Raw genomic sequence first — 17,792 nt, 5'->3', positions numbered from 1 at the left:
CTCCTTGATTAATCAATATCTGAACGACCTGCTCGTTTACGATCAATTGCTTTTAAATAACGTTTACGTAATCTTAGGAAGTTCGGTGTTACTTCAACAAGTTCATCATCACGAATAAACTCGAGTGCATATTCAAGTGTCAATGGAATCGGTGGTGTTAGCTTCATTGCTTCATCACGTCCTGAACTACGAACAGCAGTTGCTTTTTTATTTTTTGTTGGATTAACATCCATATCGGTATCACGTGCTGCAATACCTAAAATCATTCCTTCATAAACATCTGTTTGTGCGCCAATAAAGAATTGACCACGTTCTTGAAGGTTGAAGATTGAGTATGTCATTGATTTTCCAGTTTCAGTTGAAACCATTGAACCATTTGAACGTTGTGAAATTGCACCCTTCATTGGTTCATAACCATGGAATTGACGGATCATTGTTCCTTCACCATGAGTCATATTAATGAAGTCTCCACGGAAACCAATAAGTCCACGTGTAGGAACATTCCAGTATTGTTTAACCATTCCACGATCTTCTTCCATATTTGTAAGTTCACCTTGTCGTAAACTAATTTGGCTGATCATTGTTCCTGAGTATTTTTCTGGCACTTCAACAATTACTTCTTCAATCGGTTCACATTTACGTCCATCAATCTCCTGTGTAATAACACGAGGTTTACTGATTGCAAGCTCATAGCCTTCACGACGCATATTTTCAATTAAGATTGATAAGTGAAGTTCTCCACGACCTGAAACTTTAAATGAGTCTGCAGATTCGGTTGCTTCAACACGTAATCCAACATTAACTTCAAGTTCTTTTTCAAGACGTTCTTTAATGTTACGTGATGTAACATATTTACCATCTTTTCCAGCAAATGGAGAAGCATTAACCATAAAGTTCATGGATAGTGTTGGTTCTTCAATTACGATTGGAGGAAGTGGTTCAATATGATTTACGTCACAGAGCGTATTTCCAATAGAAATATCATCAATACCTGAAACAAGTACGATATCTCCTGCATAGGCTACATCTGTTTCAATACGTTTCAATCCATCATATGTAAAGATTTTAGAAACGTTTTGGCGTTTTGTATTTCCATCATTGTCAGCAACAACGACTGCTTGTCCACGTTTAACTTGACCCTTAGTAATACGACCAATACCTAAACGTCCAACATATTCATCATAAGCAAGTGAGGAAATTTGGAATTGTAACGGATCATTGTCATAATCTGGGTAAAGTGGTGTGTGTTCCACAATCGTATCAAACAACGGTTTGATATTTGTTCCTTCTTCTTCAAGTGTTTTTTGAACAATATATTTCTTCGCAATACCATAAAGAATTGGGAATTCTAATTGTTCGTCAGTAGCATCTAGATCCATGAATAATTCATATACTTCTTCGATTACTTCTTCAACACGGCGATCGGGTTTATCAATTTTATTAATTAATAAGATTGGTTTTAGACCGGCCTCGAGTGATTTTTTAAGTACAAAGCGTGTTTGTGGCATAGGACCTTCTGCACTATCCACAAGGAGAATAACTGTATCTACGGTTTTAATTATACGCTCTACTTCACTTGAGAAGTCGGCGTGGCCTGGTGTATCAACGATATTAATTTTGATGTCACCATAATTTACACTACAGTTTTTGGAATAGATTGTGATACCACGTTCACGTTCAATATCATCGCTGTCCATAACTTGATCTAGAACAACTTGATTTTCATGGAAAACACCAGCTGATTTAAGCATTGCATCAACTAGTGTAGATTTTCCCGCATCAACGTGCGCGATAACTGCTATATTAATAATTTTTTTCATATACATCGTCTCTTTTCCTATAACTGTATCATTATACATGAATTGGACATGAAATGACAGAAAATGCACTCTTCATGCTCATTTTTTGCGTATAAGTTCACTTAAACGCTTACAAAGAAACACCATGTTAACGATTAACATGGTGTTTGGATTTTATAAATTCGACTGTGAAACAATATCTCTCAACATTTCCGCAGATTCCTGAAGTGCTTCAACCTCATTGGAACTGTAAGGAACTTCAATAACATGCTTAACTCCAGTTCTTCCCACTACTGTAGGAACTGAAATATAAACGTCTTCGATACCGTATGCACCATCTTGAAGACTTGAGACCGTTAAAATTGAATTCTCATCTCTTAAAATCGCATTCACAATACGTGTAATTGCGAGTGCAACAGCGTAGTTTGTATAACCTTTTCTGTCAATGATTTCATAAGCTGCAGTCTTTACGTCATGTGTAACTTTTTGACGCGTTTCTTCTGTAAACTCAATACCAACATTCTCACAATACTGGTCAATTGTAAGTCCAGCAACTGTAGTTAAAGACCATGTAGCGATTTCACTATCGCCATGTTCTCCAATAATATTTGCGTGAATGTTTCGAGCGTCAACTTCAAATTTATTCGCTAACATCGATTGGAAGCGTGCTGTATCCAATACCGTTCCTGAACCGATAACACGTTCTGCTGGAAATCCAGATAGTTTATAAGTAATATGTGTCAAAATATCAACTGGGTTTGACACCACAAGTAAAATAGCATCTGGGTTATATTTTACGATATTAGGAACTAACTCTTCATAAATCTTAATATTACGATTTACAAGATCAATACGTGTTTCACCAGGTTTTTGAGCTAAACCCGCTGTAATAATTACAATATCTGATCCTTGAGTCTCGGGATAGTCACCCGCAATTATCTTAACGGGAGAAACAAATACGCGACCTTGGTCCAAGTCCATTGCCTCACCTTGTGCTTTTTCTTTGTTAATATCAACGATTACGATTTCAGATGCAATATTGCTATTCATTAACGCAAAAGCTGTTGTTGAACCGACGAATCCTGCACCGATAATTGAAACTTTATTTGTTTTCATCATATCACTCCTTTTTTATTATAATACCACACCTCTCAATTCTACTTGGCATATATAATCAAATTCGGTATGATATTTATAAAAGGAGTGTTCATTATGTACAATAAATTTTATAAAAAAACGATAACAGAACGTCGTAATGTATTAAATGATCAAAAGAATTACGATTTCGATCTTGATATTCCTCTGAGCTCAGAGATTTATGAACATATGATAGAAAATGCGGTCACTACGTATGAAATCCCAATGGGTTGTGCTCCAAATTTCTTGATAAACAATCAAGACTATGTCATTCCTATGGTAACTGAGGAACCTTCTGTAATCGCTGCCGCAAGTAATGCCGCGAAAATCATGAAGCATAATGGAGGCATCCACGCTCGTATTTATAAGCGCAATATGATCGGACAAATTGCCTTTGCGAATCCTCATAATCAAATAGCAATGATTCAGTACTTAGATGATAACCGCGATTTATTATTTAAAATTGCACATGACGCATACCCTTCTATTGTTAAACGTGGTGGTGGTCTACGTCATATTCATACTGCGTTTATCAACAAGCCCCATAAAACACCTTTTTTAATTGTTTATTGTACTATTGATACCCAAGAAGCCATGGGTGCAAACATGATGAATACAATCTTAGAAGCAATTGGAAATCATCTTGAATCAGTCTTCGATGAACATCCACTCATGGCCATATTATCGAACCTCGCAACCGAATGTTTGGCAGAAGCACGTGTTATAATTGATCCCCAAACACTTCGTTTCCCTGATGATATCGCCTTACGAATCCAACAAGCAAGTCATCTTGCGGAAGTAGACCCTTACCGTGCTGCAACACATAATAAGGGAATCATGAATGGTATCGATGCCGTTGTTATCGCAACAGGAAATGATTGGCGAGCAATCGAAGCCTCTGTGCATAGTTATGCATCGCTCACAGGCAGCTATCAACCGCTAGCCACATGGTGTATAAATTCAGACAACATGATTGAAGGTACAATTAAACTTCCGCTTCCAATTGGTACTGTCGGTGGTTCCATTGCAATCCACCCTAAGGCACAGTTGAGTCGTAAAATTTTAGGATATCAGAATGCTGAAGAACTGATGATGATTCTAGCATCTGTTGGGCTCGCACAAAACTTCGCAGCTCTTTACGCACTTACAACTGTTGGAATTCAAAATGGTCATATGAAACTTCAAGCAAAATCTCTAGCCTTAGCTGTGGGATGTCCTTCTGAAGATGTTGATCGTCTTGTAGCGAAATTACTCAAAGAACCTAAGTTAAATCAAGATGTTGCTAAAAAATTACTTCAAGAATTATAAAAAGAAGCTCACAATCGAGCTTCTTTTTATTTAGGACGTTTTAATGTAAACACCGGTTTGATTTCTGCGAATTGATTTCCTGCAAGACGAGCGATAGGACCGAATTTATTTACATCGATGTAACGATTCTCCTGGATAAAAATTGAATCATCAATGTCCAAATGAAGTACTTTAAGTAGAAACATATCTGTACATACTCCATCCTCATTTTCAATTTCTTGATGGCTAAATAGTACAGTTTCAAGTTTTATCTTTACATCTTTAAGACTTGGAGTTTCGATCATCACACTTGATTGTGTTTCGAGATTGAGTTTAGATACTTCACTTTCTCCATAAGGAAGTGTCATCGAACTCGCATTCATGGCTTCAACAAACTCATGATTCGCAATATGAATCACACATTCACGAGTTTGTAAGAGATTTTTACTTGTGTCTTTTAATTTTCCTTTATTTCGGTTAATTGCAACCGAAACAATAGGGACTTCCGTAGCAACGAGACTAAAATAACTGAAAGGCGCCAGATTTATGGATTCATCTGAGTTCCGTGTTGTTATCCAAGCAATTGGACGGGGTACTACACTTCCTGTCAAAAATTTGTAGCGATCCTTAGCACTTAAATCTTGAATTTTAAATTTCATAAAAGTCACGTGCTTGTTTAATTTCTTCAGGAATTAATTGATGACCATGCTGCGTATGAAAGTGTGTTACAAAAATCTTAGATTCTCGTAATTCTTCAACCATTACTTCAATATCTTGGACATCCATATAGGGATCACCCGCACCACTTGTTATAAATACACGGGTTTGTAGATGCTTGGGAAATGGAATGCTCGGTTGTACATGCATTGGGTGAAATAAGACTACTTGTTTAAAGAAATCTACATCCATTTTTAGTAAATTCAATGTAATATTTGCACCGTTTGAATATCCTACAACAGATACTTCTTCCATAGAACGATCATATGTTTTAAGTAATGTAAGAATTTCATTTTTTAAGATTATAGACTCGTGATTCAAACTTTCTAAATCAAATGTTTTCATGTCGATACGTTTGAAATATCGGTTCATTCCGGTTTCCACGATATTACCCCGAATCCCAATATATGTAGCGTCTGGATCAATATAATGTGCAATCTGAATCATGTCTTCTTCCGTGCCACCAGTTCCATGTAAACCAATGATTGTACGTTCAGATTTCCCTGGAATCATTTTATGGATCATACTATCCTTCCTTTCCTATTTTCTTTAAAAGATTTTGAAGTGTTACTTCTTCTTCTGACGTAAGTTTATCGAATCGCTTACGCATTTCTTCGTAATGTTTGTTATAGATGATTTCTGTATCATTTAATCCTTTAGGACTGAGCATTACATAGTTTATTCTGCGATCTTTCTCGTCTTTTAATCGAACTACAAGACCCTTTTTCTCTAACTGATCTACGACATATGTCATACTGCTTCCAGGTACAAGAACTGTATCACAAAGAGCTTGTGTTGTAAGTTTTCCTTTATGATAAAGTGCTTCAAGTGCTTGAAATTCATTAACATTAATATCAAAATCTTTAATGCTTTCTTTAACTTGTTCTAGAATATTTTGATGTGTTCGAAAAAGTATAGTGAGTGTCTTGAGATTTGTCATTAAAATACTTCTTTCTTAAATTCACGGGTACTACGAACCGTATCAAAGTTCTTAATTTGCGATTCAATATAGTCGCGCTTTGGACGAAGATGTGGTGGTAATGTCAACATCTCACCAAGAACTTCATAAGTCTCTTCATCATCTATAAACCCTGGTCCATCAGTTGCAAGTTCGAAAAGAATATTAGGAAGAATTCGGATATAGAGTGAGCCAAAATAGAAACGCTCTACATAACCTGAACTTGGGATACCCATTTCAGATAACTCTCGATACCACTTCATAAGATCTTCTTTTTCATCGACTCTAAAAGCAACGTGGTGTACACCCCCAAAGCCTTGAATTGCATTTGACTGTTCTTGATTCTCGCGTACGATAACCGATCCACCATTACCACCATCGCCCATTTCATAAAGCGTTAACTTACCCTCTGTCATCGATTTTCGCATTCCAAATACGGTTGAAAGTACTTGATGTGTTAACTCAACATTCGATACATCCATAAACATCGGACCTAAGCCGGTAATCGCGTAAGCATCCGGAATAGGACCCTTGTACCATGGTTCTCCCGAGGGAACGCCTACATTATTTTCATCAGAAACTAAAGCATAACGCTGTCCATCAAAGTCCTCAAATGTGATTGCTTTTTTCCCAAAGAACATATGATCTGATTCAAATGGAATTTCAAAGTGTGTAAATCGTTTTTCCCAGTACACAATTGCTTCATCAGAAGCTACTCGAAAACTGGTTCGAGATAATTCATTCGTACCACGCTGTGACTTTGTGATATTTGGAAAATCGAAAAACGTCATATTCGTTCCGGGATTGCCACGGTCATCTGCGAAATAAAGGTGGTAAGTATGAATGTCGTCTTGATTAATATTTTTCTTAACAAGACGCATTCCTAAAATATATGTATAAAATTTGTAAATTTCTTCTGCACTGCTCGTAATCGCAGTTACATGATGTAGTCCTTTTAACTGTTTCATAAGTACCTCCTACTTGTATTACTATAATATTTCGAATTCGAAATATTATCAATAAATATGCTCAATACAAAATAAAAAGAATCCAAAGGATTCTTTAAACTTCTTTTTTTCGATATATTTCCCGCTTAACAACAATCGAACCTGGTTTATTTAATAAATTATCAAGATAATCATAATAGGCACCGGGTGTAATAACACCACTCATTTGAAATAATTTCATACCCGTAGATTGAATGACGTAATCAGCGATTAAAACACAATTTGTAGTAAAGACATTATAGGTTTTAAACTCACCCTCTTTAAACTTATAATAATCAACTGCAGCACCTGCATCAATTAAATTCGTAAGGTGATGTTCTTTTTTTGTATCCAGTTGATACGGCCACTTAAAATAATAAGCAGACTTAAACAGCTCATCCAACCGATTTTCCACAAATTCACGTTGTTCATCCGATAATTCACAAATAAAGCGAAAGACAGTTGTATCATCGTCCACCGCATACTGAACATAATCAACTTCACTTCCCACAATCATGACACCATCTCCATAGGCCATCGATTTCGCGCGATTAAACGGATCATGAGCACCATAGGAGTAAATAACCCCATTATAACCAATATCTAAATGACCCATTCTGTTATAACCATGATCTTTCGCATAGATATAGATTGAGATATAATTTCCTTCAGTCTTTACGACCTTGTCAATCACTGCATCTGGATTACTTTGAACTAATTTTCGTGTTTCTTTAACCAGAAAATATGGATTCATTGCGGCTAAAAAGACAGGCGCTGATAAACGAACGCTCGTTTGATGACGCCACAATACGCGTGCAGACGAGATTATAGATACAATCCCAAAGAAAATCACATACGAACCAATTTGAATATTCATTAAAAATCGATTCGACACCCCACGTGTTAATAGTACGATACCCATAATTAACGAAACTACAGAAGCGAAAAGTTTAAAAAGTTTGTTTTTTTGTTTCTCATGAATTGCGACATAAAATTCAAGTCCATGTACAAGTGCATTAAATAATGCCCAAATACCAAAAAACAAAGCCATGATTTCAATATAGAGTGCTTCTTTATAAATGATTAAAGCCAGAAACACACCGGATCCAAGCGCGATCAGCGCATCCGAAATACTTCGATTTTTCACAGACCGATATAAAAACAAAAGTATTGTTGCCGCTAACATCGCAACAAACATCCAATAGATTAACGACCATAAAATTTTATCTCTAAATATAAATAAAACACCAACTATCACTGTAAAAACACCTAATAGAAGTTGGAAGATTAACGTTATCTTATCTTTTTTAGAAAGCGATTTAGTATGAGTTTCCATAATTGTCCTCTTCACATTTTTTCCCACGTTTATTATAGCATTTATTCTTGATTTCCGCCCCAATTCCGTATATCATATAAGTAACAACTTGGAAAATAATGTAAGTTGTTACTGCAATTCATTGTCTCTCTTGAAATTTACTTCATGATTTCCTTCTTAACCACTTATGGAGTAAATGATAATGAAACGCACTATCTCTCTAAGAAAAGAGCACCGAGCTCTTTTCTTTTTATTTTATCGTGTATACTATCCTTATGAACTTTACAGAACGACTCATGGGCTGGTACCACGAAAACAAACGCGTGTTACCTTTTAGGTCTCAAAAAGACCCTTACAAAATATGGGTAAGCGAAATCATGGCCCAACAAACACAAATCGCTACCATGATTCCCTATTATGATCGATGGATAAAACGATATCCCGATGTTGAAACTCTCGCCAATGCAGAAATTGACGAAGTATTAAAAATGTGGGAAGGACTCGGTTACTACCGTCGTGCACGAAACCTTCATGCGGGTGCTCAATATGTTATGGAACATTACGAAGGTACGCTTCCAGCTGACAAAAAAGAACTCATGAAAATTCCAGGTATTGGTGACTACACGTCCAGTGCAATCGCTTCAATTGCTTTCAGTCTCCCTGAAATTGCGATTGATGGAAATGTAAAGCGTGTTATGGCACGCTATCTTAATTACACTGAAAATGTTAATACACGGGCTTGCCATAAATACTTCGAAACGTTTCTTAAAAAGGAGTTATTGTTGAATGGTGCCGACCCCAGTGACTTTACACAAGCTCTTATGGAGCTGGGAGCCCTTGTATGTACACCAAGTAACACAAACTGCGAAGGTTGCCCTTTTAAAGAAATGTGCGCTTGCTATCGTGGTGAGTGTATCGGAACAATACCATTTATTCCTAAAGCAAAACCGGTACCCATTTATGAAAAATCAGTTCTGATATATCAGAAAGATGGTAGAATTCTAATTTCAGATGATCACGAGGACGGTCTGATGGAGGGACTTTTAAGATTGCCACAAATTGACGGCATTTATGCAACTGATCCAATATTAACGTTAAAACATAAATTTTCCCATTTACAGTGGAACATTTCGGTATTTGAAGTTGATACCATTCAAGACTTAAATCATAATTGGTACTTTATTCCTCGAGAAGAGTTAAAGAGACTTGCCATCATTACCGCTCATAAGAAAATACTAAAAAAACTCAACTTATTATAAATAAAAAACCGCTCAATAAAGAGTGGTTTTTTATTTATAAGGATATATTGTTATGATATTAGCTCATTGCTGTGATTACAAAGTTAAGAATAAAGAGTAACGCACTTCCATAAACAATGGGATGAACTTTTGATCCACGTTTCATTGACACTTCTACAATAATATAAGCAATGAAACCACATGCGATACCATTTGAAATACTATATGTTAGAACAGTCATGATTACTGTGAAAAATGCTGGTACAGCTTTTTCAAAATTAGTCCATTCAATATCACCAAATGAAGCACTCATCAATATACCTACAACAATAAGAGCTGGTGCTGTTGCTGCTGCAGGAATTAAACTAACAACTGGTGCTAAGATAATGCTTGCTAAGAAACATGCTGCTGTAACAACAGAAGTAAGTCCAGTGCGTCCACCGGCCCCAATTCCGGCAGAACTTTCAACAAACGTCGTAACATTTGAAGTTCCAAGAACTGCTCCTGCTGTAGTCGCAATCATATCCGCAAACAATCCACGTTCTAATTTTGACTTCATTCCACTTCCAGATTCTAAAGAATCTTGATCTTCTTGAGAGAAAATTCCTGAACGACGACCCGTACCAATAAAAGTACCGATTGTATCAAAAGTATCTGTTAATGAAAATGCAAAGATAATTGGCAAAATTTTCGTTAAATTGTAATTTGTAAAGAGACTAACAAGTCCTTCTTGACCTAGTGCTTTACCGAAAATTTCCCCAAATTCCTTAAAAATAACTGAGAATCCAACTGTTGATTGTGCTGCTCCTCCAAGTTGAACAACACCCATTGGAATTCCAATAACTGTAGTTGCTAGAATACCAATCAAAATTGCACCCTTAACTTTTTTAAGCATTAATACAATTGTAATGATAAGACCAATCACTGCTAAGACAATACTTGGATCTTTAAAGTTTGTAATTGAAGGTACAGCTCCAAACTCGATAAATTTAATATTTAACAGTCCTATATAAGCAATAAACAATCCGATACCTGCACTGATTGCTAATTGTAATGTTTCCGGTATTGCTTTAATTAGATGTTTACGAATATTTGTAACAGTCATAAACATATTCAACAATCCACAAATAAATACCATAGCAAGTGCTTCGTAAGGTGTAAACCCCCCTACTAAAACAACAGTATAAGTAAAAAATGCGTTCAATCCCATTCCTGGAGCTTGCGCATAAGGGATATTCGCAAATAACCCCATAATTAAAGTACCAATTACAGATGCAAGAATTGTTGCTATATAAACCCCATTATATGGCAACCCTGATTCAGATAATATTTGTGGATTAACAAACAGTATATATGCCATCGCAAAAAATGTTGTTACTCCTGCCAATACCTCCGTACCAACTGTTGTATTATTTTCCTTGAGCTTAAAGAATTTTTCCATTCTATCTCCTCTCCTTAGCTTTCTTCTGATTAAAAAACCAAATAAAAAAAGATCGGGAGAAAACGATCTTGCGAGTTTTCACCACGATAGTCGATGTGTTTACGGTACATCGGTAGATACTACCCAACCATATTATGGGTATTATATTTGGTTATTAATACATTGATAGTATAGGTTAGTTAAAGTGTGAATGTCAACCACGTTTGGAATCTTCTCTAAAATAAATTAGAGTATTTATAGAAAACCGATATTTAATATCACGACATCGATCTCCATAAGTGAATATATTAAAAAAGGAGAGAAATTATTCTATCTCTTCCTTTGCTTCAGTATCTTCGAGTCCACGACGTGCTTCCTTTATCGACTCTGCAGACCGCTCTGCTAATTTATCCATATTAGGAACATATTTCCCTTTGGATTTCTTGCCCTGTTCATCTGCGGAACGATAGAGTCCATACAAACTTACAATAATACCAAACCATAATAATATCTCATTATTGCCTAATCCGATTCCTAACAATAAAATTGAAATACCTGATACTTGTAATCTTAAACCATGATCTGCCATAATGCCCTCTTTTCTAGAACTTATTATACATTTTTTAGTTAATAATACAAACGTCCGCAATGTCCGTGGTACAATATTTATCATGAGGTGAAACAATGTACGAAATCATACAACTTAATGACCGTACATTAAAAGAACTTACCGATGTGGTAAACCATTCTTTTGATGACTATGCGGTTAAAATTAAACTAACTGAAAAACAACTAAAAGACAAGCTTGAAAGTGTAAATACCAACTTAACGTATTCCTTTGGTGCGCTCTATGAAGGAAGATTAGTAGGTTTCATTATCAATGCTACTGATGGAAATTTAGCTTATAATGTGATGACTGGTGTACTCCCTAAACATCGAGGAAAAGGTGTTTATTCACAAATGTTTGATGCCACATTAACTTTTTTTAGTTTATACGGTATTGATACATACCAACTTGAAGTGCTACAAACTAATGAAGAAGCCATCAGACTTTATACCCGAATGGGTTTTGAAAAAACAGCATCATATGTTTGCTTTCAAGGTTCAGCATCTAAACCAAGCCATGATGAATCAATCCATTTCCATCAAGGTTCGCTAATTGATCAACTCAATCATTTATGGCATACTGAACCGTCCTTCTCGAACAAACATTTTAATGAATTTGAGCACAAAACCTATACACTTGAAACGGATGATATAGATGCTTTCATAACCTTATCAACAGGTGGCGGTGTCCGCCATTTTGGTTACACCGCAATTTCAGATTTTGAAAGACTTATTTCTCATGTTAGTACGCATCATGATATGCTTATTATCAACAATGTCGATGCCCGTAACATAGAAATTATAGAATCCTTAATGCACCTCGGATTCGATTTATATATAAAACAATTCCAGATGGAATTATCAATCTAATAAAAAACACATAGCCTCAGGGAACTTGGTCCTCCCCGAAACTATGTGTTTTTTTATAGTAAATTTCTTCTTCGTTTTCCTTTAACGATTAGATATGCTCCTACCGAAATCAGACTTACTGAAATTTCAAGTGTATAATTTTGCTTCGATACACCTGTAGCTGGTAACTCTGGCTCTTTTGGAATTGTTGGCAACTCTGGAATCACTGGCTTGTTAGGCTCTTCTGGAATTTCAGGTATCGTTTTTAACTGATTTTTAAATCTCACCGTTCCATCCGGATTATGAACCCCCACAATCATTTCAATTGGTGTTTCATCCAACTCATAACCTTGTGGTGCCTTCACTTCTTTAAAATAGTAAGTCCCAAATTCAAGATTATTGATTTTGATAATCCCTTGATGTGCCGTTACAAATATTTGAGCATCATCGCTTGAAAGTGACCATGTATTCATTTCCGTAAGGTATTCAATACCCCCTTGTCCTTCGCGATATAGAATAAATTCTGCATCATTTAAATACTTACTGCTATTATTTGCATCTACTTTAATCAGTTCTAAGGAACCTTTTGGTTTAGCTAATTTTGTGTTCTCAATAACAATTTGTACTGGTTGGGGATCATTTCCTCCCTCCACAAGGACCTTATGAGGGGTCGCATCCAATGCATAGCCTTCTGGTGCGACGATTTCTTCAAAGAAATACGTTCCTAATTCCAAGTCATCTACGGAGATAACCCCTTCTACATCGGTTTTAAAACCACGAGCACGATTTCGATCCTTACTCCATTGATTATCCGTTGTTAGATACTCTGGATCGCTCGCATTCTTAAAGATAATAAATGAAGCGCCTTCCAATAAGTGACTTGGATCATCAGCATCTACTTTAATCAGTTTAATTGACCCTTTTACTGTTTCAATTTTTTTATTTGTAATTTCGATAAGAACCGGTTGATCGTCATTAACACTGACTTTATGGGGTTCTGAATCTAATTCATAACCAATTGGTGCCTCTGTTTCAATAAATAGATAGTCACCAAAATCGAGATTTTCGATTTCGAGCAAACCTGCTTCGTCCGTACTTAATGCGAGTGCTTCATTTTTATCATCCGACCATTTCCCTGATCCTGCATAATAAGATCGGGGTGATGTATCCGTAGCAAAATTAAAGGTTGCTCCTTCTAATAAAATTGTAGAATCCATTGAATCTGTCTTCTTCAACGCCACTTTTCCCTTTAAAACGGGGATTGATTGATTCGTAGCTACGACATTTGTTGTAGTGTTGATTGAGGAATCAAGCTTGGCTGAAATTGGTGTTGTATCCAATTCAAACCCCTCAGGGGCACGTGTTTCTTCAAAATAATAGGTTCCATCTTTCAAACCCTCTACTTTAATCATACCATCCTGACCTGTTCTCATAACTTGTGCTTCGTCTTTCGCCAAACTCCACTGAGTGGAATTGACTCTATATTCTTTAACCTGTTGATCATTGAAACGGTAGAAAATAAACTCCGCACCTTGAAGTACTGTTGATTGATTCTCTGCATCAACTTTCAATAGTGATACCGAACCCAATGAAGCGAGAAGTTTTTCATTTTCAAAGATTACTGTAGCCGTTGATACGCTACCATCTAAAACAAGCGAAACGTGTGTAGGATTTAAATCATACCCGTCAGGTGCTTTTGTTTCTAAAAACAGATATGTGCCTTTCGCAAGATTTTGTTCACTAATTTTACCTGTGCCATCCGTTACGTAAGTCTTCGCCTTGGCTTTATCCTGATGCCACGTATCACTTACAGTCCGATACTCGACCCCATTTTCGCCATTGCGATATAATATGAACTCCGCTCCCTCTAATGTAAGATTAGTATTATTTTTATCAACCTTCGTTAAACTGATTTCACCTAAGAAGGATGGTTGCTTGCTGTTTTCAAAGGTTACAGATGCTACTTTCGTTCCACTGGTAAAATCAAGCGATACTTCTTTTTCAATAACCGCCTTTTCATAACCCTCAGGCGCTTTTATTTCCCTAAAGGTATAAGTTCCTTCTTTTAGTCCATCCACCTCAACAACACCGTCTATATTCGTTATAAGGTGTTTTGCATCGGCTTCAGAAGATGACCAACTTCCTGCTGCAGTATAATATTGATTATCACGAATTAAATAAAATTCTGCACCTGATAAAACCTTGCTCTGATCATCAGCATCAACCTTGAGTAACTTAATCAATCCAAGTTCATCAACCTTCTTTTTATTTTCAAAGGAAACAGAAGTTCTTGGTGGATTCATAGCATCCGTAAGTTCAACCTTCAAACTCTCAGAGATAAGATCATATCCTTCCGGAGCTTTTGTTTCTTTAAAGTAATATGACCCGAGTTCAAGATTATGTACTTGAATGATTCCGTCTTGATCTGATTTAAAAAGAGCTGCATCATCAATATTATTTGACCAACGATTTGCACTTACATAGTACTCAGGATTTTTATCATTGCGATAGAGTTTAAACTCCGCTCCCTCTAATACTAACGACTTATTGTCTTTATCAACTTTTTTCAACTCAATCGAACCTGTTGGTTTTATTTTTTTATTCGAAATTAAAAATTCAAAGTCTTTAATTTTTGATGCTTCATCGATATCCAACTTGAGAGGATTTGAATTGATGTCATATCCCTCAGGTGCCTTAACCTCTTTAAGATAAAAAACACCGTATTGGGGTAGATTAATTTCTGCTATTCCGTCGCTTTGTGTCACAAAGTGTTTCGCTTCACTCTCTTGTGCACTCCACTTCATGTTTTCAGTTAGATATTCTTTAACACTGTTTTCTTGGTAGAGAATAAATTCAGCTCCAGCCAATGTTTTTGTTGTGGTGTCTTCGTCCACTTTTTTAACTATAACTTTAGGCTCTGGTAAGTTTGGTATGTCTACTTTTATCTTAACCATGTTTTCACTGTTATTTTGGGTAAGATTCGCATCGTAAATTTTCGAACTGGTAATGAAACCATCTGGAGCTTTAATTTCTTTTATTTGATAATTTCCTAATCGTAGATGGTTTACATGAACTTTTCCATCATTATCTGAAATGAGATGATCCGCTTGTGATTCCTCAAGAGTCCATGGATTATCTTTATCACTGATTCCTTTATAAAACTTAGTAACTTTACTTCCACTCTCTTCAACTGTTTTGGAAAGAATAAATTCCGCACCTTTCAGCTGGTTATTTGAAGTTGGTTTTTCATTGATTGATGCATCAAATTTATCAATCAAAATCGAACCTTCTGGCATCCCAGGAACAATCGGTTTCCATGGTTCTTCTTCGTTGTCATATGCTTTAAACAATACCTGAGGATTGGTATTAGGATCTTGTCCCAGTTTGATTTGTACAGGTTCTGGATTTAAATCAAATCCCTTAGGTGCTTTTGCTTCTAAAATATAGTATTCAGCTTCATCATCCTTGGGAATAAGGAGTCCATCTACAACCGCCTCCCCATTCGAATTTGTAATAATATGTTTGGCAAAAAGAATATTTGAAGACCAATCTGTAAATTCTCCAAATCCCGTATAATATTCGGTAATTTCTCTCCCCTCTTGAGAACCATCTGCTTTATATTTTTTATAGAGAATATACTCCGCATCACCAAGAGGGGTTTGATCTGATTTATCTCCATACTTAATCATCTTGAAACCACCATGTTCAGGTTTAACTCCCAGTTTGTGGTTATCAATATCTAATTTTAGAGGTTTTGATGTCGTATGGCTTACGGTAACATCTGCAACAATCGGTTGTGTGAGTATTTCATATCCATCCGGCGCTTTTACTTCTTCAACCCAATAACGGCTAGGAGCAAGATTATGAACACCTACTTTACCCAGTGCATCTGTTTTCAAAACACTGGCTTTATCTTTATCAGTTACCCACGATTCGAAATCATGGGTGTCTTGATTCACGACTGCATAAACTTTCTCAGATTTGATGTGCGTAAAGAGTTTAAATTCTGCATGCTCCAAGACTTTACTTTGGTCATCAGCGTCTATTTTATTTACTTCTATGGAACCCGTATCTTTTATTCTGTGTATCCAATTATTTCTAAAATTATGAACCTCTGCACCCAATCTTTGATGTAAATCATGCGAAACTAGAAATCCATTAATATTTCCTGAAGCTAAAACTACTGCTGCTTCCGGTGCAACAACACTACCAATAATCGCAGCGCCTCCTCCTTCTGATGCACTTCCATTATTGGATGATCCGGTTGCATAGTTTTTTAGATATTCTTTATTATAATTTAATGTTTCATCCTCGTTAAGTCCTGGATTATCAACAGTAATACCAGTAGGTGCTTTGATTTCATTCCAACTTACGCGGTTATAAAAGTTTGTGACTTGTTGTGCTTTAGGAAAGTAGTATAAAACCTTGTTTGCATTATTTACAGCAATATCATGCTCGGGTCCTCGTGAAATATCAAGTACTGCATTATTTCCAGAGTGATTTGTAAAATAATTTCCTTTAAATACAATTTTTTCAGCATGTCGTTTGATTCCACTTGATTCCCGATCAAATGATGTCACAACAACTTGATCAATCTTATCACTATCGATAATTTGTTTATAATCAAACCCAAGCGCTTCAAATATAACAGTACCCTCTTTATCTGGTACAACGTTTACCACAAGTATACGCTCATCAATCGTCGATTGGTAAATATCATACGAAACATAACGACCATCTACATAGTCTCCCAGAGTTTGCATTTGTTTTCCATCTTCGCTAAGAAACGGTTTAACCATACTTGTTACACCACTTAAATCTTCTTCAAGCATATCTACGCTGTCAGAAACAGATTTAAGGATACTTTGGTATTGTGATTCATTTATATCTCGTTGTTTACCTTTTGACAAGTTCATATTAAATGCTTGCTCTTTCCATGAATCAGTATCTGATGAAACAAGCCAACCTCTATTTGAACTTCCTTCCCCAATAGTTGGATACTTTAGACTTGAAGGGTCATCATTTGGGTAATAATTATTTACTTGACCACCGATTAATAGTGCAATATTTTGATCAGGATCAATAGGTTCCCCAACTCCATTATTGTCTTCTTCGAACATCACCCCGTAGCTAAATGTATCAAAATCTTTAGAAAGATTTGAGTCCTTATTAACAAACAATGGTCCTTCAACGTCTGCGGTATTAGCAGAATGATATCCACTAATTAACATATTGTAATAGGAAAAATCACCAGCTTTCTCCTCTTCTTCTGGCGATAAGCCTTGAGTTCTGTTGTAACCTGCTAGTTTTTCATCTGTTGTTATTGCTTTGATTGCAAAGGTAGACGAGGCAATCATTAGTACGCTTAATATAAGAAATGTTAATTTTTTAGTCATTTTATTCTCCTTTATATCACTTAATCAATTTTACGCTTTTATAAGTGATTTTAAAGCGATTGAATAAACTTCACTATCTTTTCA

13 protein-coding genes and 1 riboswitch are annotated in these 17,792 nt (G+C 36.0%); of the genes, 3 read left to right on the top strand and 10 right to left on the bottom strand.

Annotated elements, in window-relative coordinates; genetic code table 11:
• Nucleotides 1-8 precede the first annotated feature (8 nt).
• Both typA and EL194_RS03855 read right to left on the bottom strand, forming a co-directional pair.
• Nucleotides 9-1,820 (bottom strand): translational GTPase TypA, encoded by a 1,812-nt coding sequence (gene typA / locus EL194_RS03860; protein ID WP_013852440.1) that lies wholly within the window; start codon nt 1,818-1,820, stop codon nt 9-11.
• Between the two features lie 153 nt (nt 1,821-1,973).
• Nucleotides 1,974-2,915, bottom strand: coding sequence for an L-lactate dehydrogenase (locus tag EL194_RS03855; protein ID WP_013852439.1), 942 nt, complete (start codon nt 2,913-2,915; stop codon nt 1,974-1,976).
• Between the two features lie 96 nt (nt 2,916-3,011).
• On the opposite strand from EL194_RS03855, the gene EL194_RS03850 reads away from it, so the two are divergent.
• Nucleotides 3,012-4,244, top strand: a complete 1,233-nt coding sequence (locus EL194_RS03850; RefSeq protein WP_034886891.1) for a hydroxymethylglutaryl-CoA reductase, degradative — start codon at nt 3,012-3,014, stop codon at nt 4,242-4,244.
• Nucleotides 4,245-4,270: 26 nt separating this feature from the next.
• Here EL194_RS03850 and EL194_RS03845 read toward each other — a convergent pair whose 3' ends face one another.
• The 5 genes from EL194_RS03845 to EL194_RS03825 form a co-directional block, all read right to left on the bottom strand.
• Nucleotides 4,271-4,882: a flavin reductase family protein gene (locus EL194_RS03845; RefSeq protein WP_003775983.1), complete on the bottom strand. Its 612-nt coding sequence runs from the start codon at nt 4,880-4,882 to the stop codon at nt 4,271-4,273.
• Nucleotides 4,872-5,465 carry an alpha/beta hydrolase gene (locus EL194_RS03840; RefSeq protein ID WP_003775985.1) on the bottom strand — a complete coding sequence of 198 codons (594 nt, stop codon included), beginning with the start codon at nt 5,463-5,465 and terminating at the stop codon, nt 4,872-4,874. The genes EL194_RS03845 and EL194_RS03840 overlap by 11 nt, the downstream gene beginning before the upstream one ends.
• A 1-nt stretch (nt 5,466) precedes the next feature.
• Nucleotides 5,467-5,880, bottom strand: a complete 414-nt coding sequence (locus tag EL194_RS03835; protein ID WP_003775987.1) for a MarR family winged helix-turn-helix transcriptional regulator — start codon at nt 5,878-5,880, stop codon at nt 5,467-5,469.
• The gene (locus EL194_RS03830) at nt 5,880-6,866 is read right to left on the bottom strand and encodes a VOC family protein (protein ID WP_003775989.1); all 987 of its coding nucleotides are present in this window, start codon (nt 6,864-6,866) and stop codon (nt 5,880-5,882) included. Before EL194_RS03830 ends, EL194_RS03835 begins: the two co-directional genes overlap by 1 nt.
• Nucleotides 6,867-6,960: 94 nt before the next feature.
• Nucleotides 6,961-8,220: an HdeD family acid-resistance protein gene (locus EL194_RS03825; RefSeq protein ID WP_034886893.1), complete on the bottom strand. Its 1,260-nt coding sequence runs from the start codon at nt 8,218-8,220 to the stop codon at nt 6,961-6,963.
• A 254-nt stretch (nt 8,221-8,474) separates the two neighbouring features.
• Between EL194_RS03825 and mutY the strand changes: the two genes are divergently transcribed.
• Nucleotides 8,475-9,458 carry an A/G-specific adenine glycosylase gene (gene mutY / locus EL194_RS03820; RefSeq protein ID WP_003775993.1) on the top strand — a complete coding sequence of 328 codons (984 nt, stop codon included), beginning with the start codon at nt 8,475-8,477 and terminating at the stop codon, nt 9,456-9,458.
• A gap of 58 nt (nt 9,459-9,516) precedes the next feature.
• Here mutY and EL194_RS03815 read toward each other — a convergent pair whose 3' ends face one another.
• The gene (locus EL194_RS03815; RefSeq protein WP_003775995.1) at nt 9,517-10,878 is read right to left on the bottom strand and encodes an NCS2 family permease; all 1,362 of its coding nucleotides are present in this window, start codon (nt 10,876-10,878) and stop codon (nt 9,517-9,519) included.
• A gap of 66 nt (nt 10,879-10,944) precedes the next feature.
• Nucleotides 10,945-11,047: riboswitch (purine riboswitch) on the bottom strand.
• Between the two features lie 135 nt (nt 11,048-11,182).
• Nucleotides 11,183-11,446, bottom strand: a complete 264-nt coding sequence (locus tag EL194_RS03810) for a hypothetical protein (protein ID WP_013852430.1) — start codon at nt 11,444-11,446, stop codon at nt 11,183-11,185.
• A 95-nt stretch (nt 11,447-11,541) separates the two neighbouring features.
• Between EL194_RS03810 and EL194_RS03805 the strand changes: the two genes are divergently transcribed.
• On the top strand, nt 11,542-12,333 hold the full coding sequence (locus EL194_RS03805) for a GNAT family N-acetyltransferase (protein ID WP_003775998.1): 792 nt from the start codon (nt 11,542-11,544) through the stop codon (nt 12,331-12,333).
• Between the two features lie 53 nt (nt 12,334-12,386).
• Here EL194_RS03805 and EL194_RS03800 read toward each other — a convergent pair whose 3' ends face one another.
• On the bottom strand, nt 12,387-17,708 hold the full coding sequence (locus EL194_RS03800) for a SpaA isopeptide-forming pilin-related protein (protein WP_003776000.1): 5,322 nt from the start codon (nt 17,706-17,708) through the stop codon (nt 12,387-12,389).
• Nucleotides 17,709-17,792: the final 84 nt, after the last annotated feature.

This window comes from Erysipelothrix rhusiopathiae (assembly GCF_900637845.1).
GTDB lineage: Bacteria > Bacillota_I > Bacilli_A > Erysipelotrichales > Erysipelotrichaceae > Erysipelothrix > Erysipelothrix rhusiopathiae.
The sequence above is the reverse complement of the archived record's forward strand: the minus strand, read 5'-3'. Positions and strand labels throughout refer to the sequence as shown.